The sequence below is a fragment of the Pseudobutyrivibrio sp. genome, assembly GCF_017471675.1.
Lineage (GTDB): Bacteria > Bacillota > Clostridia > Lachnospirales > Lachnospiraceae > Pseudobutyrivibrio.
The window spans coordinates 79,598-100,995 of sequence record NZ_JAFUSK010000031.1 but is presented as its reverse complement, the minus strand read 5'-3'; the positions used below and the strand labels follow the sequence as shown (position 1 = coordinate 100,995).

At 35.7% G+C, this 21,398-nt stretch carries 17 protein-coding genes; all 17 read right to left on the bottom strand.

All coding sequences use genetic code 11. From position 1 onward, the window contains the following. Positions 1-41: 41 nt before the first annotated feature. Positions 42-464 (bottom strand): twitching motility protein PilT, encoded by a 423-nt coding sequence (locus tag IJ535_RS05835; RefSeq protein WP_294300039.1) that lies wholly within the window; start codon positions 462-464, stop codon positions 42-44. A gap of 71 nt (positions 465-535) precedes the next feature. After that, the gene (locus tag IJ535_RS05830) at positions 536-1,516 is read right to left on the bottom strand and encodes a D-alanyl-D-alanine carboxypeptidase family protein (protein ID WP_294300037.1); all 981 of its coding nucleotides are present in this window, start codon (positions 1,514-1,516) and stop codon (positions 536-538) included. Then, the gene (locus IJ535_RS05825) at positions 1,500-1,895 is read right to left on the bottom strand and encodes a methylglyoxal synthase (RefSeq protein ID WP_028236218.1); all 396 of its coding nucleotides are present in this window, start codon (positions 1,893-1,895) and stop codon (positions 1,500-1,502) included. The genes IJ535_RS05830 and IJ535_RS05825 overlap by 17 nt, the downstream gene beginning before the upstream one ends. Next, positions 1,896-3,011 carry an FtsW/RodA/SpoVE family cell cycle protein gene (locus tag IJ535_RS05820; RefSeq protein ID WP_294300035.1) on the bottom strand — a complete coding sequence of 372 codons (1,116 nt, stop codon included), beginning with the start codon at positions 3,009-3,011 and terminating at the stop codon, positions 1,896-1,898. Continuing rightward, positions 3,011-3,691: a septum site-determining protein MinC gene (locus IJ535_RS05815; RefSeq protein ID WP_294300034.1), complete on the bottom strand. Its 681-nt coding sequence runs from the start codon at positions 3,689-3,691 to the stop codon at positions 3,011-3,013. Before IJ535_RS05815 ends, IJ535_RS05820 begins: the two co-directional genes overlap by 1 nt. A gap of 18 nt (positions 3,692-3,709) precedes the next feature. Further along, a complete protein-coding gene (locus tag IJ535_RS05810) occupies positions 3,710-6,550 on the bottom strand; it encodes a penicillin-binding transpeptidase domain-containing protein (RefSeq protein ID WP_294300032.1) in 2,841 nt (946 codons plus the stop codon). Beyond that, positions 6,537-7,082, bottom strand: coding sequence for a rod shape-determining protein MreD (gene mreD / locus IJ535_RS05805; protein ID WP_294300030.1), 546 nt, complete (start codon positions 7,080-7,082; stop codon positions 6,537-6,539). Before mreD ends, IJ535_RS05810 begins: the two co-directional genes overlap by 14 nt. Beyond that, positions 7,075-7,938 (bottom strand): rod shape-determining protein MreC, encoded by an 864-nt coding sequence (mreC, locus tag IJ535_RS05800; protein WP_294300027.1) that lies wholly within the window; start codon positions 7,936-7,938, stop codon positions 7,075-7,077. The genes mreD and mreC overlap by 8 nt, the downstream gene beginning before the upstream one ends. 12 nt (positions 7,939-7,950) lie before the next feature. After that, positions 7,951-8,964 carry a rod shape-determining protein gene (gene mreB, locus IJ535_RS05795; protein ID WP_294300025.1) on the bottom strand — a complete coding sequence of 338 codons (1,014 nt, stop codon included), beginning with the start codon at positions 8,962-8,964 and terminating at the stop codon, positions 7,951-7,953. A gap of 61 nt (positions 8,965-9,025) precedes the next feature. Continuing rightward, positions 9,026-10,312, bottom strand: a complete 1,287-nt coding sequence (locus IJ535_RS05790; RefSeq protein WP_294300022.1) for a methionine gamma-lyase family protein — start codon at positions 10,310-10,312, stop codon at positions 9,026-9,028. Next, a complete protein-coding gene (miaA, locus tag IJ535_RS05785) occupies positions 10,305-11,252 on the bottom strand; it encodes a tRNA (adenosine(37)-N6)-dimethylallyltransferase MiaA (protein WP_294300021.1) in 948 nt (315 codons plus the stop codon). Before miaA ends, IJ535_RS05790 begins: the two co-directional genes overlap by 8 nt. Next, complete coding sequence (gene mutL, locus IJ535_RS05780; RefSeq protein WP_294300019.1) at positions 11,253-13,148, bottom strand: DNA mismatch repair endonuclease MutL; 1,896 nt, start codon at positions 13,146-13,148, stop codon at positions 11,253-11,255. It abuts the gene before it with no gap. After that, complete coding sequence (gene mutS / locus IJ535_RS05775; protein ID WP_294300063.1) at positions 13,148-15,739, bottom strand: DNA mismatch repair protein MutS; 2,592 nt, start codon at positions 15,737-15,739, stop codon at positions 13,148-13,150. Before mutS ends, mutL begins: the two co-directional genes overlap by 1 nt. A 34-nt stretch (positions 15,740-15,773) precedes the next feature. Continuing rightward, positions 15,774-17,357, bottom strand: a complete 1,584-nt coding sequence (locus tag IJ535_RS05770; protein WP_294300015.1) for an NAD(P)/FAD-dependent oxidoreductase — start codon at positions 17,355-17,357, stop codon at positions 15,774-15,776. Then, on the bottom strand, positions 17,351-18,568 hold the full coding sequence (locus IJ535_RS05765) for an aminoacetone oxidase family FAD-binding enzyme (RefSeq protein WP_294300012.1): 1,218 nt from the start codon (positions 18,566-18,568) through the stop codon (positions 17,351-17,353). The genes IJ535_RS05770 and IJ535_RS05765 overlap by 7 nt, the downstream gene beginning before the upstream one ends. Before the next feature lie 4 nt (positions 18,569-18,572). Further along, the gene (locus IJ535_RS05760) at positions 18,573-20,255 is read right to left on the bottom strand and encodes a putative polysaccharide biosynthesis protein (RefSeq protein WP_294300009.1); all 1,683 of its coding nucleotides are present in this window, start codon (positions 20,253-20,255) and stop codon (positions 18,573-18,575) included. 7 nt (positions 20,256-20,262) lie between these two features. Beyond that, positions 20,263-21,390, bottom strand: coding sequence for a DUF3048 domain-containing protein (locus IJ535_RS05755; protein WP_294300006.1), 1,128 nt, complete (start codon positions 21,388-21,390; stop codon positions 20,263-20,265). Positions 21,391-21,398: the final 8 nt, after the last annotated feature.

Sequence of the window (21,398 nt, the reverse complement as noted above, 5' to 3'; positions counted from 1 at the left end):
CATAATTTAAGGGCACGTTATCGTGCCCTAAGTTTTATTTATTATAAAGATACGATAATCTTATCTTTCGCATTTTCTGGTAAATCGTGCTCATTCTTACTAACAGATAATACGAATTTAACACTAAACATGCTGCAAATTTCATCAAGCTTATCTAAGGCTACGGACAAGCTGTCGTTATCTTTTATGTTCGAAACCGTTAAAAAGCTATCAAGGAACACTTCTTGAATATCAGAATTTTGTGATAAAACACCACTTAGAAAACCTAAGAACTCGCCAGAAGACTCGATTGGATAATCCCCCATGTTAATCAAACGAATCTTTGAATCCAGCTCATACATGTGCTTTGTGTTTTTGTCGATGTACACAACTGAACCATCAACATTTTTGATGTCATTATTAACTTTGTCAAGTAAGTACTTTGTTTTGCCTTTGCCCTTTTCGCCTGAAATAATTTCCACCATGTCCAAATACCTCCCTTAAATTATTTATTATAATTATCATAGCATAACACTATAGAAACCTAAATAGTTAATTATAAACAATAATTGCTCAATATTTCGTTCATTAGTAGATATAGATTGGAACGACAATCAGCATTAAAAACAATAGATATTATTTTATCATGCTCTTCGTTTTCGGAAAGAAGTACCAGGCAATACCCCGCTGCGCCAGTTGTACCAGTCTTTCCACCTATAATTGTAAAGCCGCTAGGTGTAGTAATCTTACCTGTTGTATACTGATTAGTAGTACTCCATTCTGCAGTCTTATTAGAACCTCCGCTAGTATAAGAAGCGGTATAATTACTTGCTGTAAAGATTGTATAGAAAGTCTCATTTTGCATTGCTGCATTTAAAATAAGATACATATCATATACAGTAGTATAATGATTCTCATCATGGAGCCCGTTAGGTGTAACAAAGTTTGTATTTGTAGCACCTAGTGATTTAGCTGTTTCATTCATCTTAGCAACAAATGTCTCAACATCACCGTACATGCCTTCTGCTATAGCAATAGCTGCGTCATTTCCAGAACGAAGCATAAGTCCATATAATAAATCTCTTAAGGAAATAACATCCCCTTCTTTAAGATTAATTACAGAAGAATCGCTATCCTGCTTAACTGCATTGGCACTAACAGTATAGAATTCATCCAAATCACCATATAAACATGCTATATATGCAGTCATAATCTTGGTAGTAGATGCTGGATACATTCTTTCATGTATGCTCTGGGCATACACAACAGATTTATCATTAAGATTAAAGGCTCCAGCAGCACCAGCAACCTGGGAATGTACCGCTGAGGTACCCAAATCATCTGTTCCTACCACACATAAATCCTTAGCAAACATTTCTACATCAGAGGATGAACCATTATGTGTAATGCCATAAACCGAAGATGAATCATACATATTATATGTTGCAACAGATTCAGTCTTAGATTTACACCCTACAAAAGAAAAACATAAAACTAAGGCAAGAAGAACTGAGGTTATCTTATTTATACATTTCACGCCACTCAAGATCTCCTCTATCAAGTGATTTAATAAGTAATTCAGCAGTTGCAAGGTTGGTTGCAAGTGGAATATTATTAGCATCACAGATTCTAACAATGTTATTTACATCAGGCTCATGTGATTTAACAGTAAGAGGATCACGTAAAAAGATTACAAGATCAATCTCATTCTGCTCAATCTGAGCACCTAACTGCTGAGTTCCACCAAGGTGACCAGCCAAATATTTATGTACGCTAAGATTAGTAACCTCTTCAACTAAACGTCCTGTGGTTCCAGTGGCAAAAATCTCATTTTTACTAAGGATACCTCTGTAAGCTATACAGAAATTCTGCATAAGCTTCTTCTTTGAGTCATGTGCAACTAATCCAATATTCATTTAAAAAAGCCTCCCGTTATTATTTTTTGATTGAAGACCAACATTTAAAACTATTCCAATACCAAAATATACAGTAACAAGTGATGTTAAGCCATAACTTACAAATGGAAGTGGCAATCCTGTATTTGGCATAAGCCCTGTAACAACACAAATATTAACAAAACTTTGGAAGCCTATTAATGTAGCCATTCCTACACAAATTAGTTTACCAGAAATGTCCTTTGCCCGCTTTGCAATAAGCAAAATTTCCAGTGTAATAAAGAAAATAAGTGCAATAATTACTACTGTACCTATAAAACCTAACTCTTCTCCCGCAACAGCAAAGATAAAATCAGTATGAGGTTCAGAAATGTAATTTCCGTTTTTAACAGAATCAAATGCTTCATTACCAAGACCCTTGCCTAGTAATTGGCCAGAACCTATGGCCATTATAGAATTCTGTTGCTGATATGAAGAAGACGGATACTTTTCAGGATTAAGCCATGCCAGAATACGTAAACCCTGATATTCATCAAGTATAGTCTGTCCTTCTCTGCTGATAAGAAATAGCAGAATAATTATAGACGGAATAGATACACCTAAAACTGCACCAACTAATTTATAACTAACTCCTGTTACAAATATCATAACACAAATTATCATCATTGTGACAATTGTAGTGGATAAATCTGGTTCTTTTTCTATTAAAAATAATGGAAATGCTGATAGGCCTATGATAAATGCCAGTATTTTAGGCTTATTTACATCTTCCTCATACATCATTAAAAACCATGCAAAAAACAAGATAAGCAAAATTTTAGCCAATTCCGATGGCTGAAATCTAATACCAACATCAATCCATCTGGTTGCACCACCAGTTTTTTCACCAAATAACAGAACTGATAACAAAAGTCCTATTACAATAGCGTAGAAAAACCAATGAAAATGCAATAAAAAGTCATAATCAATCAAAGCCATACCCGTCATTACTAAAATTCCAAGAATCATTCCTAGAATCTGCTTTTGCTGATTGGCTTCATTGGCACTACCGATTACAAAAATACCGATTATTGTAAGGGCTATAACTGCAATTATTAATCTTATATCTAAATTTTTAAATTTATAATTATGAAACATTATTTTATCCTTTTTAGAAGCCCGCTAGATAATGGTTCAGCAAGCAATTCTCTATTCCATACAGTGATTCCCATTGGCTCGCTCTCTTTACGGCGAACTCTAAGAGACCATTTTTCTTGAACCTTAATATCTCCTGTGACTGTACCAATCTGAATAAATTTAGGATTAAGTTCACCAGCTACTATATAACATCCTGAATTGTCAGGATATCCGGCATGAGCCGTGCCCTCTAAGGCACCAAAAACAATTATATTGCCTTTGGCCTTAACAGTGGCTTTTGATTTTACATCACCTAGGATAACAAGACTTGAATCAGATTCTATAATGTCATTTTTGATAACACTACCTCTTATTATTTTTGCATTTTCAAAAATATCATCTTTATAAAACCTGTCTATTTGTCCAAGCATCCTTGTGTCTTTTAGCTCGTTATTTTCATTAAGAAGAATAACCTTAATCTTTGAATTAAGCTCTATTGCTTGAATTAAAACAAGTCCCTCTTCTGCTGAAAGCTCTCTTCCTATGGTTTCAAGAATCATTGATGTCTCACCGAAAAAATCACTAGATGCAGCAAATTTCTCGCAAACCTTTCTAACAAGCTCCTCGAAGGGAATTGTTCCATCTAACTGCAGAGTTAATCCGTATTTGTTACTTTTTAAAACAACAGCATCATTACTCATAATTAATCTCCAATTATTTTAATCAGTAAATTCATTTCCTGAATTTGAAACAATATTTGCTTCACCATCTAATATATCTTCAGTTTCTGTAACACCAAAATAATATGCCAAAATATCCTTCGATACTTCTGCAGCATTGTGAGAAGTATAACCATAGGCAATACGTGTTGCGATGGAAACCTCAGGATTATTATATGGAGCAAATCCAATAAACAAAGCGTGGTTAGGTCTATTTGACACCTGCTGAGCAGTACCGGTTTTACCTGCAACTTCTACAGAAAATCCATTAAATGAAGATAATGATTCGCACACCATTCTCATACCATAATGAACAGCATCCCACTCGGCACCATTTAATACATCTACCTGGTTGCGCACCGATGGCTTGTAATCTTCTATTACATTGCCATCTGAATCTCTAACACTATCGAGAAGTGTTAGATTGTACACTGTTCCTCTACTTGCTATAGCAGTTGCATATCTTGCAAGTCCTACTGTAGTAAAGTTGTTATCTGACTGACCGATGGCCGCCATGACAGGGTACTCTGTAGCAATATGTGGTGAATTTTCTTCTATTTCAACACCAGTAGTTTCATCCAAGCCAAACAAAGATGCATATTCTGTAATCTTTTTAATACCAGTAACATCATCATAGGCACCATCACCACCAGCAAGTCTCCAACCAACTTCATAGAAGAAGTAGTTACAAGAATCCCTGATAGCCTCAGATACATTAATACTACCGTGGTTGCTTGGATAAATCCAACATTTAGGATTGTTGGAAACCTTTGTAAATTGACCTAAGTCGTTAATTTCAGAGGATGTGGTTATAACTCCCTCTGCAAGACCTGCAGTAGAGCTGACAATCTTAAATGTAGAACCAGGGGCTGTTCTCTGCTGTGTAGCATAGTTATACAAAGGATTAGCAGCATTGTTTGTAAGATAAGCATAGTAATCAGAATCTACTGAATTAGCAAGCTTATTATTATCGTAGCCTGGATAAGTAACCATAGCAAGGATTTCTCCAGTTTTGGTATCAAGCATTACTGTTGAACCTGAGCATGGATCCAAAGCTATTTGACCTGGTGTGATTTCAAGAGATTTAATCTTCTTTTTCATGAAATCAAAGGCTGTTATCTGTCCTGATGAAAGCGCTGTGTAATCTTCATCATCTTTAGAAAGCACTCCCTGGTCATATAGAATCATACAAAGCTGACTACCTGTAATTCCATCATCTAATAGTAAATATTTGTAAACCAATCTTTCAAAACCGCTATCAGTAGACAGGTAATCTATAACATAATCAACTAAATCGTTATACAACTCTTCTGTATCAGCATATTTAGCCTCAGATTCATATTTTGTAATATCAATCCAGTTTTGCTCAATTGCATAGATTAAATACTTATTAACAGCCATCTCTTCAGATGTCCAACTGTTTTGAATATCTGAGGATGTATCAATGGCAGAAGAATCAAATATTCCAAGGCTCTTTAGCTTAGTAACGATATATGTAGAATATGCCTGATATTCTTTTGGAAGATCCTTATACACTACCTCATTATTTACTCTAAGCTGTGTCTTTAGAGTAGATAAAACTTCCTTTTCTTTAGCTTGATATGCTCTAAGAACTGTTTTTTCTGTCTCAGAAGCTTTGGTATCATAAAAAGCATTAATATCTATTAACCCGTTTTTAATTAGGGAATAATAAACATCATAGATTGGAACAATTACATCTGATGATGAATTAATATTTGATTCCTTAATATTCTCTATTTTTGAATATAGAATACCTGCAATTTCCTGCTCCAGTAATATATAAGCAGCCTTTTGCAAATCCATATCAATAGAAAGATACACATCATTTCCCGATTCGGAAGCCTTGTACTCACCCTCTGCAATAGTGTTACCTACACTATCTACATAAATAGTTTCGTAGCCCTTGTTACCAGATAGGTAATCATTCATATATTTTTCTATTCCGGATTTACCAACTACATCAGTGGTTTCGACATTCTCGTCAGTTTTAGATAACTCATTGTATTCGGATGTAGAAATCTGTCCGGTATAACCGATAATATGAGCAAAATATTCGCTATCAACATAACGACGAAGAGATTTTTGTTCAACATCTACACCTGTAAGCTCGTTTATATTCTCTTTAATAAATGCAACAGATTCATCTGAAACATCTGACGCAATTACAGTTGAAATATATTTTTGATATGAGTTTTGTCCCATATTATATCTGACAACCATAATCTCATATCTAAGCTTTTTAGAATAATCCTTAGAGATGTTATATACCTTTTCACCCTGAAGATAATCTATTATTTGATCTGCTGTAGCAGTAGCTTCATCAAATCCTAATTTTTCATTGTATTCCAAATCATCGATACTGTTTCTGCCAAATACATCAGCTCTAAAACGCTGTAAGGAATTTCCTGAACTTAAAAACTGATACTGACCAGAGGAATCTATAAAAATTCCGAAATTGTTATCGATTTTATCTCCGTTTTGTTCCAGTTTTTTTACGATACGACCAATTTCTGTGTTTAAGGATTTGCTACGCTCTGCTTTAGAGCTATATGTACCATTATCCTGAATGGTAACAGCATAAACAAGTTCGTTATAAGCAAGTAAATTACCATTTCTATCGTAAATATTACCTCTTGTAGCTGGAATTGTTTCTGTTTTTTCAAGTTTGAGATTATAATTGTCCTGGTATTCACTACCATTGATAATCTGTAAATAAAAAAGACGTGATATAAGAACAGTAGCAAATGCAATCATTGCTACTGAAACAACACGAATTCGCGACGATAATAAATTTGATAAAAAGTCCTTAATAATTTCCAATTCTATCAGAACCTTTCTTTTCTAATTTTTCTACCCAATTGTTTATATGAAGAATTATGTAATAAACAAAAATGGATACAAGTATTGTATAAACAACCTCAGGTAAAATGATATTCATTAAGTAAAAGTAAAAATCATACTGAGATCTGATAGCAAATAAAAATAAAAATGTAACTAAGCCATATATAAAATCGCTTGCACCGATAAGAATCATTGGAAGTCTAAGATCATCTCCAAAAAGCTGTTTTCTAAATAAACCATTTAAGAAACCTATATACATATATATAAGGGCGTACATTCCAAAAATTCCACCAGAAAAAATATCAAGAAGTAATCCGGCAAAAAATCCTGTGACAATGCCATATCTTCTGCCCTTCATAAAGCCATAAGTAGATACAACAGCTATAAGAATATTAGGAGTAACCCCGCCTAAAGGAATTTGCCCAAATATACTAACCTGCAACTGAAAAGAAACATATATAACAAGGGCAATAATCAATATTCTTCTGATGTATTGCTTAATATCACTCATTCTTATATGACTCCTTCTGTTGTAAAATAACAAGTACATCTGAAAGATGCTTGAAATCTACCACTGGTGTAACAGTTCCTGATTTGGTAAGTTCGTTTTCATCTAAAGAAACACTTGAAACATAACCAATCATTAAACCTGGCAAATACTTGTCAGAAATATTAGATGTAACAATCACATCACCAATAGCTACCTTATCCTCTTCATCATCCAGATTTGACAATAGTATAAGATTCTCATCAGTCATCTTCTCTAATGAGCCTGAAACTATACAATTGTCCTCAGTAGATGAAATGGTAGCACTTACGTTAGAAGTATCATCGATAATTGCTCTAACAACTGCATAAGAATCACCAACTGATGAAACTATACCAACAAGACCGCCATCAGCAATAACATTCATGTTCTTTTGGATTCCGTCCTTAGAACCCTTATCAATGGTAAAGGTATTAAACCAGTTAGATGTTCCTCTACCTATAATTCTTGCACCAGTTGTTTCATAATCGTAGTATGTCTGATCTAGCTTGTACAACTCTTGAAGCTCATTTAATTCTTTTATCTTAAGCTCCATGCTGCTAATAGTAGAATTCAAATCATCAACCTGTGCTCTTAATTCTTCGTTCTCTTCAACAAGCTCTTCTTTTGTTTTGGTATCCGCAGAAGAAATAGCAATACTGCTTCCAATAAAATCAATACCCTTTTGCATAGGTATGAATATATGATTGGCAACTGTCTCAAGTGGACCACCTGTAAAGCCTGTTGAATAACTAAAGAATAACAGCATTATGCAAACAATAGATAAAATCATGAGTAAGTATTTACTTGGAATACCACCACTCGCTTTTCTTTGTCTCATATTACCTCTTAATTATTTAAAAATTCTATTTTTCATACTGTAACCGTAAACCTTGAATTTACTGTCTGAAAGAACTGCACCAAGACCTCTGACGCAAGATTCTTGAGGTTCTTCAAATGAATTAACCTTAATGTTAGTAACCTCAGAAAATAAATCTGTTAAACGGTAAAGCTGAGATGTACCACCTGTAAGGTAAATACCAGAATGTACAATATCCTTTGCAAGCTCAGGTGGAACCTTTTCAAGTATAAGTTTAACATTTGTACAGAAGTTCTCTAAATCAGCTTTGATTGCATTATAAATAGTGTCGCTTTCGATTTCCATTTCAATAGGAAGACCACTAACTACATCTCTTCCAACAACTGTAAGCTTCTCTCCTCTTCCCTCGATGGCAGAACCGATTTCTTCTTTAAGCTGCTTAGCAGTTTTCTGTCCAATAACAAGATTAAAGTTACGCTTGAGATATGTAACGATAGATTCATCAATCTGATTACCACCAAATGGTAAAAGCTCAGAAAGTACAAGACCGCCTAATGAAATAACAGATATTTCTGTAGTATCAGCACCTAAATCTACAACCATAACGCCTGTAGGTTCAGAAACATCTAAGCCTAAACCTATAGCTGATGCAATAGGCTTTTCGCAAACACGAATAGAATGTGGCTTGTTCTTTGATTTACTAAATAAATCAGCGAAAGCCTTCTTTTCTACCTCTGTAATATCTGTTGGAACAGCAACAACAATATCACTGCCCTTGATTTTGCCCTTAAGGTCATTCTCTAAAACCTGGAACAAAAGAGTCTGCATATTATCAAAATCTGCAATAACGCCTGAAACAATTGGGAATGAAACATTGATTGTTTCAGGAGCTTTCTCGTACATAGAATAAGCGCTGTCACCATAAGAATACATCTGATTCTTGTTAACGATAGCGATTGTATTTTTAATATTTGTAATCTGATTGTTAGAACCACTGAAAACCTTAAGGTTCTGTGTTCCTATATCAATACCAAATGAATTGGCCATGACGTCCCTCCATAAATAATAAACTAGTCGTAAGTATTTTTGCTCACAGACAAATCAAATTTTAACACAGTTGAGATATGTTCACAAGGCAAGCATCTACTAGTTTTTGTAATGATTTTAGTATACCAAGCTTTGCGTGATTCCATGTAAGGCCGCCCTGGAAGAAGGCTGTATATGGCGCACGAAGTGGACCATCAGCTGATAATTCAATAGATGAGCCCTGTACAAAAGCACCTGCCGCCATAATAACCTTACTGTCATAGCCTGGCATATCCCATGGCTCTGGAGTTACGTAAGAATCAACTGGGGCTGCTGCCTGAATACCTTCACAAAAGGCAATTAATCCCTCTGGCTTATTAAATGATACAGCCTGAATAATATCGTATCTTTCTTCTGTAGAATTAGGTATGCAAAGATATCCCAGCTTCTCATAAACATTAGCTGCAAAAATAGCTCCCTTTAAAGCCCCTGCAACAACAGTTGGCGCAAGGAAAAATCCCTGGTAGAAGGATTGCATAATGCCAAGGGAAGCTCCTACTTCCTTTCCAAGGCCTGGTGATGTAAGTCTGTGGGCTGCATTTTCAACACATTCCTTAGTACCTACAATATAGCCTCCTATTGGAGCAAGTCCGCCACCTGGATTTTTTATAAGTGAGCCAACGCACATATCAGCCCCAACTTCTGTTGGCTCTATTTTTTCAACGAATTCACCGTAGCAATTGTCTACCATGCAGACAACATCAGGCTTAATATTCTTGATAAACGAAATAAGCTCGCCTATTTTTTCTACAGAAAGTGTAGGTCTGTTAGCATAACCCTTTGAACGCTGGATAGTTACAAGCTTTGTTTTTTCATTGATGGCAGCTTTTATTCCATCATAATCAAAATCTCCATTTTCAAGTAAATCCACCTGAGCGTATGTAATACCATATTCGGCCAAAGAACCGTTAGAAGGTCTGATTCCGATAACCTCTTCTAATGTATCATAAGGCTTTCCTACAGGAGATAAAAGCTCATCCCCAGGACGAAGATTACTCATCAATGCGAGGGCAAGTGCATGTGTACCGCAGGTAATTTGAGGTCTAACTAACGCATCCTCAGTCTTAAAAACTGATGCATATACCTTTTCAAGGGTATCTCTTCCTACATCATCATAGCCATAGCCGGTAGATGTATTAAAGCATTCTGCAGCAACCTTGTGCTCCTGCATAGCCTTAAGTACCTTAAGCTGATTAAACTCAGCCACATCATCTATTTCTTTAAACCTAGACTCAAGGTCCTTAATGATTTTATTGCCATAATCATAAACTTCCTTAGAAATTCCAAATTCCTTATAAATCTCAAACACTTTCTATAATTCCTTTCTCTCTTAGATTAGATAAAATAACATCTAACAATTTATCATCAGAAGTATATACTGTTTTATCCAACCAAATAACTTCCTTTTCTCTTCTAAACCAGGTAAGCTGTCTTTTGGCATAGTTTCTGGATTTCTTCTTGATAAGCTCTATAGCATCGCAAAGAGTGCCATCCCCTTCTAAATAATCCAAAAGCTCCTTATAGCCAATGCCATCCATGGCTGTCATGCCCTTTTTAACCCCTGCCTTTACAAGAGCTTTTACTTCATCAACAAGACCATCTTCAATCATCTTGTCAACTCTTGCATCTATGCGATTATACAACAGATTTCTATCATCATTCAGTACAAAATATGCAAAATTATAGGGACTATTTTTTTCTTTTTGAGTGGCATTATGAACAGAAAACTGTTCACCTGTCTGATTGTAGTACTCAATAGCCCTGATTACACGCTTTACATTGGCAGCAGGAATATTCTCAGCTGAAACAGGATCGATTTCTTTAAGCTTGGCATGTAATGCTTCGTTTCCATATTTGACTGCATAATCTTCTAAGTTTTTTCTGTAACCTTTATCTATTTCATTTTCTGTAAAATCAATATCATATAAAATAGCCTGAATATAAAAACCGGTACCACCGCAAATGATTGGTATTTTGCCTTTTGCGTATATTTCATTTATCGCACTTTCAACCATCTCTTTAAACTTAACAACATGAAAATCCTCGGTAGGTTCAATAACATCAATCAAATAATGCTTAATTCCATCCATTTCATCTGGAGTAACCTTTGCAGTACCTATATCCATACCCTTATATACCTGCATGGAATCAGCAGAAATAATCTCGCCATTTATAGCCTTGGCGAGATTAATTGAAAGCGATGTTTTACCTACAGCTGTAGGACCTGTTAATATAACTAGATTTTTCATTTAGACAATCCTTTTAAATTTCTTTGCCAGCTCATACTCGGAAAAAGATATCATAGTTGGTCTTCCATGTGGGCAATGATATGGGTTCTCAAGCTTTAACAAATCATCTACAAGAGTTTTAATCTCTGGAATTGATAAGCGATTATTTCCCTTTACAGCTGCCTTACATGACATAGATGCAACACGTTCCACAATCATATCAAAGGAATCTGATGATTTGTAATTATTGCAATCTGCCAAAATTTCCATAAACAGCATTTTAGGGTCAAGATTAAGCATATTTCCTGGCACACCATTTATAGCAATTTCATTGCCTCCGAAGGATGATATTTGAAAACCAATTTTTTCAAAAGCCTCATGATAGTTTTCATACAAAAGCACATCCTGTGGTGCAAGGGAAATAATTACCGGTGGACTAATCATCTGAGAAGTCATCTCGTTATTTTTGAGGCGAGCCATGGTCTTTTCAAACAACACTTTTTCATGAGCTGCATGCTGGTCTATAATATACATATTTTTATCATATTCAATAATCCAATATGTATCAAAAACCTGACCGATAATCTTATGTTCTTTAATAGCCTCTTTTTTCAGGAAACTGATTTGTTCGTATTTTTCTCCACCTTTATTATTCTCTGTAAATTTTTTTTCGTAAGGTGTGTCATTTCTGATTTGAGCTGTTACTTGAGCCTTTATCTTTTCTAATCTATCTCTTTCAAAAGGCTCAGGCATTTTAATAGGCTTTACTTCCTGTTCTATAGCCACTGTCTGCTTTTCAGCAGAAGCTATAGAAGGTGTATAGTCAGCATTAAAAGATGGTTGCTGACTTGTTATTTCAGGCATAACCTGAAGTGGCACAGAATGTGTAACAGACTTTTGCTCGTCAATATGAGCTTCAAGCACATCCTCTCTTTTTCTAAGTCGATTATTAATGGTTTTAGTCAGTAATTCTAAAATGTATGCCTCATCCTCAAATCTAACCTCCTGCTTTGTAGGATGCACATTTACATCTACAACATCAGCATCAAAATCAATATTTATAACAAAAAACGGATATTGATGACCCATTAAAAATCCATAATAGCCTTCCTCACAGGCCTTAGATAGATGGTTGCTTTTGATATATCTATTGTTTACAAAGAAATGCTCAAAGGCTCTGTTTCCTCTGGCAATTACCGATTGACCAATGAATCCTGAAAGCCTTACCTTATCATCTTCATAATCAATATCTAACACATTAGATGCAATCTGCCTTCCATAAATCTGGTAGATAGTATCAGATAAGCTGCCGTTTCCTGATGTCATTAATTTCTCTTTGCCGTTTAAAAGAAACTTAAATGAAATCTCAGGATGAGAAAGAGCTAAATGCTCTACCACATCAAAAACATAGCTTCCCTCGGTACTTTCTGATTTAAGAAATTTCTTTCTGGCAGGAGTATTGAAAAATAGCTGCCTTACAATAAAGGTTGTTCCGTTTGGGGCACCTATATCAGTTAGTGATATCTCCTTTGCACCTTCTATGATATAACTTGCTCCAAGTAGTGAGTCCTTAGTTTTTGTAATAAGCTCCACCTTAGAAACAGCTGAAATACTAGAAAGAGCCTCTCCTCTAAAACCTAGAGAACGAACAGAGGCTAAATCTGATGCATCTGCAATCTTGCTGGTAGAATGTCTTAAAAAGGCAATTTGAATTTGATCCTTTTCAATTCCAGAACCATTGTCAGTGATTCTAAGGTATTCTATTCCACCGCCCTTTATCTCTACAGAGATGGCTGTTGCTCCGGCATCGATACTGTTTTCGATAAGCTCCTTTGCAACAGAAGCAGGACGTTCTACCACTTCTCCTGCCGCAATTTTGTCAATTGTTTCCTGGCTTAGTAAATTAATTTTTCCCATTATTCATTAACCCTATTATGCAACTCATACAATATGTTCATAGCTTCTAATGGAGTGATTTTAGTTACATCTAAATTCTTGATTTCAGAAATAATTGATGCATCCTCTTCGGAAATAGTAATTCCTTCTAAGGTTTGTAATTTTTCCTCCATCTTTTCTTGTAAAGCTATTTTATCTGATACCGCAGCAATGTCATTTTCATTAAGTGAATTAACAATTGTGCGGGCTCTAGATAGCACCTCCTCAGGTAGCCCTGCCAGTCTGGCAACCTGTATACCGTAGCTTTGATCTGCGCCGCCAGAAATAATCTTGCGAAGGAAAATAATATCCTCGCCTAATTCCTGAACGGCTATGCAGTAATTGTGAACTCCTTTTAATTGCCCTTCAAGCTCAGTAAGCTCGTGGTAATGTGTAGCAAATAGTGTTTTTGCACCGATATTGTACGCAATATGTTCAACTACAGCCCAGGCGATAGAAAGACCATCGTATGTAGATGTACCACGACCGATTTCATCTAAAATAAGTAAAGATTTGCTAGTGGCATTATGAAGAATATTTGCAACTTCATTCATCTCTACCATAAATGTAGATTGACCTGTAGACAAATCATCTGAAGCTCCTACACGGGTAAATATTCTATCTACAACACCTATTGTTGCTTCACTTGCTGGAACAAAGCTTCCAATCTGCGCCATAAGCACAATAAGTGCAACCTGTCTCATATAGGTTGATTTACCAGCCATGTTTGGTCCTGTAATAATTGCAATAGTGTTTGTATCTAAATCAAGATAACAATCATTTGCAATAAACTGGTCTGCATTTATCATCTGCTCTACAACAGGGTGTCTGCCTTCTTTTATATCAATTACACCTCTGTTATTGATAACAGGCTTTACGTAATGATTTTTCTCAGATACAACAGCCAGGGAAATAATTGCATCTAATACAGCAATTGCCTTAGCGCTAATTTGTATTCTATCTACTTCACCAGCGATTGTATCTCTCACAGATTTAAAGAATTCATATTCTATAGTATTAAGCCTGTCCTCAGCGCCTAAAATGCTATCCTCTAATTCCTTTAATTCAGGAGTATAGTATCTTTCAGCATTTGCTAAAGTCTGTTTTCTAACATAATAATCAGGTACTAAATCCTTGTAGGAATTAGTTACCTCAAGGTAAAATCCAAAAACCTTGTTAAATTTAATTTTAAGGTTTTTGATACCTGTCTTATCTCGCTCCTTAGCCTCCAAATCAGCAATCCATTTCTTACCATCTATTTTGGCAGCACGTAGTCTATCTACCTCTTCATTATAGCCGGTCCTTATGATATCACCATCGCGAGCTGAAATCGGTGGTTCCTCAGCAATAGCTGCATCAATAAGACTATATAAATCCTTTAAATTATCTATATTCGCATTTAAGTCATAAAGCAAATGAGAATGGAACCCATCCAACAGTGCCTTTATTGGAGAAAGCATTCCAATAGATTGTTTAAAAGCAATTAAATCCCTAGGATTAGCGGACTGATAGGTAATCTTTGTAATAAGACGCTCTAAATCATAAACCGATGAAAGATATTCCCTAAGCTCCTCTCTGTCTATTAAGGCATTATTGATTTCCTCAATGGCATCCTGTCTTCTGATAATTTCATCTACAGATATCAAAGGCTGCTCAATAAAGCTTTTTAGCTGTCTTGCACCCATGGCAGTCTTTGTTTTGTCTAAAACCCAAAGAAGTGAACCACGCTTTTGCTTATCACGCATAGTTTCTGTCAGCTCAAGATTTCTTCTTGTGGAGCTATCTATAAGCATAAACTTGCCATCAGTATAAGGCGTAATATGTGTAAGATGTGTAAGCTCTGATTTCTGAGTCTCCTTAAGATAAAGCATTAGGGAGCCTGCCGCATTTTTACCTACAGGAAAATCAATTAACCCAAGCCCTTCTAATGAGTGAGCCTTAAAATGATTTAAAAGCTCTCTAGTGCTAAGGGTATCATCAAAATATGATTCATCTAGCTGTGATAGGGAACTTTCTAGCTTTTCTGCTAAATCTGTAATATCTATTCCAGATTCATATAGAGATTTATGATAAATAATCTCTGCTGGATTAAATCTAAAAAGCTCGTCTGTAAGCTTTCTAATGCTGTCTACCTCTGTAAGGAAGAAATCGGCTGTAGATACATCACAGGATGCTATTCCAAAAATACCCTTGTTGTATACCAAAGACATGATGTAATTGTTGCTTCCTTCTTCAAGGGCAAGTTGGTCAATATTGGTACCAGGTGTTACTACCCTGATAACCTCTCTCTTAACTAGACCTTTGGCTTCCTTTGGATCTTCAACCTGTTCGCAGATGGCCACCTTGTAGCCTCTTGCAACAAGTCTGTTTATGTAAGTGTCTGCCGCATGAAATGGAATGCCACACATAGGTGCCCTTTCCTCAGCGCCACAGGATTTTCCTGTAAGGGTAAGTTCCAGCTCTTTAGATGCAGTCTTGGCATCCTCAAAGAACATTTCATAGAAATCCCCTAGACGATAAAATAAAATGCAATCCTCATATTCTGATTTTGTCTTAAGATACTCCTGCATCATTGGAGTGTATTCTGCCACGTTTATACCACCTATTCTATAAATTTAAGTTGGAAATAACTGCTTCAGCAACCTTAATACCATCCATTGCTGCAGATGTTATTCCACCTGCATAGCCAGCCCCCTCACCACAAGGGTAAAGACCTGCTATATTTGCTTGAAAATATTCATTACGATTAATTCTAACCGGAGAAGATGTTCTACTTTCTACACCACTTAGTATTGCATCATCTCTATCGAACCCTTTTATTTTAGACCCAAAGATACCCATTCCGTCAATAAAAGACTGATAAATATCTTGAGAAAATATATCAGAAAGCATTCCAAAGCTTGTTTTACCCTTTGTTTCTGATGAAAAATCCCCATAAGATTTGCTTAATCTTTTGACCTTAAAATCTCCATATAGCTGCTGTGGAATATATCCATTGCCAGCTTTAAAAGCAGCTTCTTCAATTGCTCTTTGGAAAGCTATTCCTGAAAGTGGATTTGATTTATCAAATTCATTTGCTCCAACAGAAACAACAATAGCACTGTTGGCGTTTTTACTGTCTCGCTTTGAGTAGCTCATGCCATTAACAACCAGCCTGTTTTCTTCAGAGGAAGAATTAACAACAAAGCCTCCAGGACACATACAAAATGAATATACGCCTCTGCCATTGTTAAGATTTGCAGCAAGCTTGTATGGTGCAGGCTCAAGCTTTGAGAAAGCATCAGAATACATGGTGTATGATATCATTTCCTGTGGATGCTCTATTCTAAAACCTACAGCAAAGTCCTTAGCTTCCATGTACACATTTAAATCATGTAATTTTTTAAATGTGTCACGGGCACTATGACCAATAGCTAAAATCACTGTATCACTGAAATATGATTTTCCATTAGCCTTAACACCTATAATTTTATTATTTTCAAAAATAAAGTCACTAACTGTAGTATTAAACTTAAACTCACCGCCAAGTGATATTATTTCCTTACGCATATTAGCAATTACAATCTTTAAAATATCTGTACCTATATGTGGCTTGTAATCGTATAAAATGTTAGAAGGTGCACCGAACTTAACAAAGGTTTCTAATACAAATTTATTTCTTCCAAGCTTATCATTAACAAGTGTATTAAGCTTACCATCTGAAAAAGTACCTGCTCCTCCTTCACCAAACTGAACATTTGATGAAGTATCAAGAACTCCTGTCTCCCAGAATTTAAGAATATCGTTTGTTCTTTCTTCTACCATCTTACCTCTTTCAAGGATTAGAGGATGCATGTTATTAAGAGCTAATATATAAGCTGCAAATAATCCTGCTGGTCCTGCTCCAATAACAATAGGAGAATCAGATTCTTTATTAAACTTTGGTATGGTATATACCATAGGTTTATAAGGATTTATATTATTATCCTTCTTACATTTTGCCAGGATTCTTTTTTCATCATCCTTTGATAAAGTAACTATTACTGAAAATACATAGTAAACATCAGGCTTCTTTCTGGCATCAATAGATTTTTTTAGAATAGAAAAATCTTTAATGACATTTTCATTCACCTTAAGCTTATGAGCGATTATTCCTTTAAGCTTTGATTCACTATCATTTACACTAAGTTTAATCTGATCTACTTTTAACATTTAATCACCTTAATTAAATCATTTGCTGCTAATGTTGCAGATGTATAGGCCCAGGTAAGATTATAGCCACCGCAAATACCATCAACATCCAAAACCTCACCAATAAAATATAAGCCAGCAGATTTTTGGGATTCCATGGTATTAATATTTATATCTGATAAATCCACACCGCCTGCTGTAACCTGGGAGCTATCAAATCCCTTTGTCCCTTTAATAGAGATAACAAAGGATTTAAAATTATATACCAGATTTTCTATATCCTTCTCATCAAGCTTTGATACCAAAGTATCACTGTAAATTCTAGATAGACTAACTACCTGCTCTATAGCTTTTTCGTTACACAAACCTACCAGGGAATTGGTTATTGTTTTGTCTGGATTTCTTTTAAATCTATCCATAAGCTCATTAGTAAGCTTTTCTTTATCTAGGTATGGAATAAAATCAATCCGTATATCCGATATTTTTTTATCAAGCTCATCAAATCCTATGAAGCGACTAATACACATTACAGGATAACCTGAAACTCCATCTTTATTAAACTGTATTTCCCCCTCACAGGAATAATCCTTATAATGCACTATGCCAGTAGCTCTAACACCAGCAAGCTCTTTAAGACAAATATCATTTGAAGTAATGCCCACAAGTGCAGGTGCAAGCTTTGTAGTTTTCATGCCAAATTTATTAGCCATTTTATAGCCAAGCTTAGATGAACCAAGTGTTGCAGCAGATAATCCACCGCAGGCAATACATACCTTTTTAGAAGTAAGCTTAAGCCTGTTGGTTGTTATCGTATATACGTTATCAAAAGAAATATCAGTAACTCTGTTATCTAGAAAAACATCAATATTTAATGCTTTTATTTCGTTTTCTAAAGCTTCTCTGATAGTCTTGGCCTGATTGGTATATGGATAAAAGTATCCATCCATATCCTTATCAAAAACGCCAAGTTCTTTAATAAACTCTCTTAATTCCTGATGATTATCACCTATAAATGATAAATCTGAATTGCTATAATAATAATCTTTTCCCATTCTGCTGTTTGTAAAGTTACAGCGTCCATTACCGGTTGAAAGAATTTTTCTGCCAACAATTCTATTTAAGTCTGTTAAACATACCAAAAGACCTGCTCTTGCAAGCCTTATTGCAAGAACAAGTCCAGAAAAACCAGCTCCAACTATACAAACATCATAAATCTTTTCATCTGTATTCATAGAACTACCTCAGTAAATGTAAGCTATATGCCATATCACAAAGCTTTCTTCCTCCTGGGAATTTAAGCAATGTTTCTTCATCCACACCCTTAAATAAAAGTAGTGAAACAAAGTAAACTATAATAGCCACCAAAATAGCTATTAAACATGCGAAGAAATTAGCAACTCTAGCTGATGTAATCATAACAAAGATACCATCGAACACGTGATAAATAAGGTAAGCAACAACGCCCATAATAGCAGATGCTTCAAGTGGTGCTAACACTACTCTTCTAATATCAATATATGCCCCTGAAAACTTAAGTACAGCAGATTGATTAAGAACACACATCATCAGAGCATAAAATGCATTTGCAATAATTACGGCATAAATATGCAAATGAAATGCTTCCATAAGAATAAATAAAAGCACAACATGTGCAACAAGTGCTATTAATGCATTCTTTACAGGAATTGTCATCTTATCAATTCCCTGCAAAATACCATTTGATAAGGTGGATAATGAATAAAATACTACAGAGCATCCACCAATTATAAGCATCATCGCTGATGATTTCTCAGCATCATTAAAAAGGAGCTGTAATATTGGTGATGCAAGCACCATTATTCCAACAGTACATGGGAAAGCGATAATCATAACAAATCTGTTTGCCATGTTAATCTGCTTTTTAACAAGCTTAGTATCATTAGAATTAAATGCAGCAGTAAGGCTTGGCACCGTAGATGCAGCCATAGCTGATGCTATAGAAAGAGGTACGTTTATAAGTACCTTGTACTTTCCTGTAAATACTCCCCAGGCCTTTGATGTAACAGATGCTTCATAGCCTTGGAGCAAAGCAAGATTTTTGAAAATACCCTGGTCAATAATAGAACTAATATTGTAAACAGTAGTACTAAGAAGTACTGGTATAATTGTCATAACAAGTATTGGAAGAACATCTCCGTAGGACTCTAAATGCTTATGAATATCCTTTTTTTGCATTCTCGCAAAAGGCTTTTTAAAAGCGAAAAAAATAAAAAGAATAAATATTAATGCAAAGCCTGCACCAGTTGATGTTCCAAGAGTACCACCTGCAGCACCAAAGGCAGCAGAATAGCCTTTAACATCTCCTAAAACTCCACCTACTCGTTTGCCGTAGCTAAATAGTATATTTGCTGCAACTACAGAGACAATAGCATTAACAATCTGCTCTCCAATTTGAGAAATAGCACTAGGAATCATAGTTCCAAGGCCTTGGAAGAATCCTCTAAATACACCAAGAATAGCCACTACTAAAAGTGTTGGTGCAAGAACCTTAAGAGCAATGGCAGAAAACGGTGTTTTAAGTAGGGATCCTGTAAAAAACTCTGCTCCAAAGAAAACAATGATTGAAGCAAGACTTCCACTGATAAACGCAAAAAGAAGGGCGCCGTGCAATACTTTGTTTGCGTCCTTGACGTGCCCCTTCGCCATTCTTGCAGATACCAGCTTTGATACTGCAAGAGGAATGCTGTATGAAGATATAAGTAATATTATATTGTAAATCTCGTATGCGGTGCCATAATAATCGTTTCCTGTATCCCCAATAGTAGCCTGTAGTGGGATTCTGTATATGAGTCCCACTATACGGCTAACAATTGAAGCAATAGCAAGGATGCTTCCCTGCATTAGGAAGCTGGCATCGCTACCTTTTGTTCTTTTTGTCATAAACTAACTATTTTGCCTTACTAAATTCTGATTTATTCTCGTAGTAAACTGTTTCGTCTGTGTATTCCTTCTGGCATGCCTGAATCCAGGTTGTTCCTACATTAAGCTGAATTTCCTCACCAGTATTTAAGTCATAGTAATGAGTAATATCAGAATCCCCATCCTTAGACCAAACAATATCAATCATCTTACCATTTGAAATATACTTACCTGTTCCAGTGTTGTATGAAAGAACATAGCCTAAGTACTGAGAGCCTTCATATGTCCACCAGTCAACATTTTCGATAATAATATTCTTTGCAGTAAGCTGCTGTCCAGAGAGCGCATCTACCTGCTTCTGGTTAAACTCATATCTGTAATACAAACCGTCATCTTCGTTGTAAATCCAGTATGGCTTGTTAGTATAGTAATAAAGCTGTATAGCCTCGCAGTCCTTACCAGACTCAAGTGTGTTGCCATCTGCGGCAAACTTAAAGTGTGGTTCGTAATTAGCTGGAAGTGTCATATCGTATCCAAGCTTCTTAATACCAATATCAATACCCTCTGAATTGGTGTAAAGTGTATGCTCTGATTTACCTGTACGATAAGAAGCACTAGAGCCCTTCTTTCCTTCAAGTGTTAAAGCGTTAAGATTATCTACAAGATTCTTGTCATCAATAAGTTCAAAAGCTGCTGGGTTTCCACCTGCATGCATATAGATTGCATCATATTCGCTGGCAAAATATACATAATATGGTCGAGAACTTCTGACGTTACCAATCTGGTCAAGTCCAGAGTAATCATCAAAAATAGCCATCATACGTGTAATGCCACCTTCAACAACACACTCATATATTACACCTGCATTTCCAATACCATATTGAGGTATTGCGGCCTTTGTATTTTCAATCATAACTGCAACAGGGCGTTGTCTACCATATTTGGCATCTACCCAATCTCCTGTAAGGTAACTGCGTACCCTACCATCCTCAGAGGACTGATCCCAGAAAGCAACAGAATCATCAACTGCTTCCACTTCCTCCTCAGGCTCAATTGTACTAATTTCTGCAACATCTTCTGCGTCCTTTTTTCCACAGCCTACAATAGAAGCTGCCATTGAAAGTACAAGCATTGCGGATACCAATTGTTTTTTCATAGATTATT

Coding starts and splice junctions, on each gene's coding strand:
- IJ535_RS05760 (WP_294300009.1), bottom strand. CDS start 20,255: ATGACAAAAAGAACAAAAGGTAGCGATGCCAGCTTCCTAATGCAGGGA.
- IJ535_RS05770 (WP_294300015.1), bottom strand. CDS start 17,357: ATGTTAAAAGTAGATCAGATTAAACTTAGTGTAAATGATAGTGAATCA.
- IJ535_RS05820 (WP_294300035.1), bottom strand. CDS start 3,011: ATGTTTCATAATTATAAATTTAAAAATTTAGATATAAGATTAATAATT.
- IJ535_RS05825 (WP_028236218.1), bottom strand. CDS start 1,895: ATGAATATTGGATTAGTTGCACATGACTCAAAGAAGAAGCTTATGCAG.
- miaA (WP_294300021.1), bottom strand. CDS start 11,252: ATGAAAAATCTAGTTATATTAACAGGTCCTACAGCTGTAGGTAAAACA.
- IJ535_RS05835 (WP_294300039.1), bottom strand. CDS start 464: ATGGTGGAAATTATTTCAGGCGAAAAGGGCAAAGGCAAAACAAAGTAC.
- mreD (WP_294300030.1), bottom strand. CDS start 7,082: ATGAGTGATATTAAGCAATACATCAGAAGAATATTGATTATTGCCCTT.
- IJ535_RS05815 (WP_294300034.1), bottom strand. CDS start 3,691: ATGAGTAATGATGCTGTTGTTTTAAAAAGTAACAAATACGGATTAACT.
- mreC (WP_294300027.1), bottom strand. CDS start 7,938: ATGAGACAAAGAAAAGCGAGTGGTGGTATTCCAAGTAAATACTTACTC.
- mutL (WP_294300019.1), bottom strand. CDS start 13,148: ATGGGAAAAATTAATTTACTAAGCCAGGAAACAATTGACAAAATTGCG.
- mreB (WP_294300025.1), bottom strand. CDS start 8,964: ATGGCCAATTCATTTGGTATTGATATAGGAACACAGAACCTTAAGGTT.
- IJ535_RS05765 (WP_294300012.1), bottom strand. CDS start 18,568: ATGAATACAGATGAAAAGATTTATGATGTTTGTATAGTTGGAGCTGGT.
- IJ535_RS05755 (WP_294300006.1), bottom strand. CDS start 21,390: ATGAAAAAACAATTGGTATCCGCAATGCTTGTACTTTCAATGGCAGCT.
- mutS (WP_294300063.1), bottom strand. CDS start 15,739: ATGATGCAGGAGTATCTTAAGACAAAATCAGAATATGAGGATTGCATT.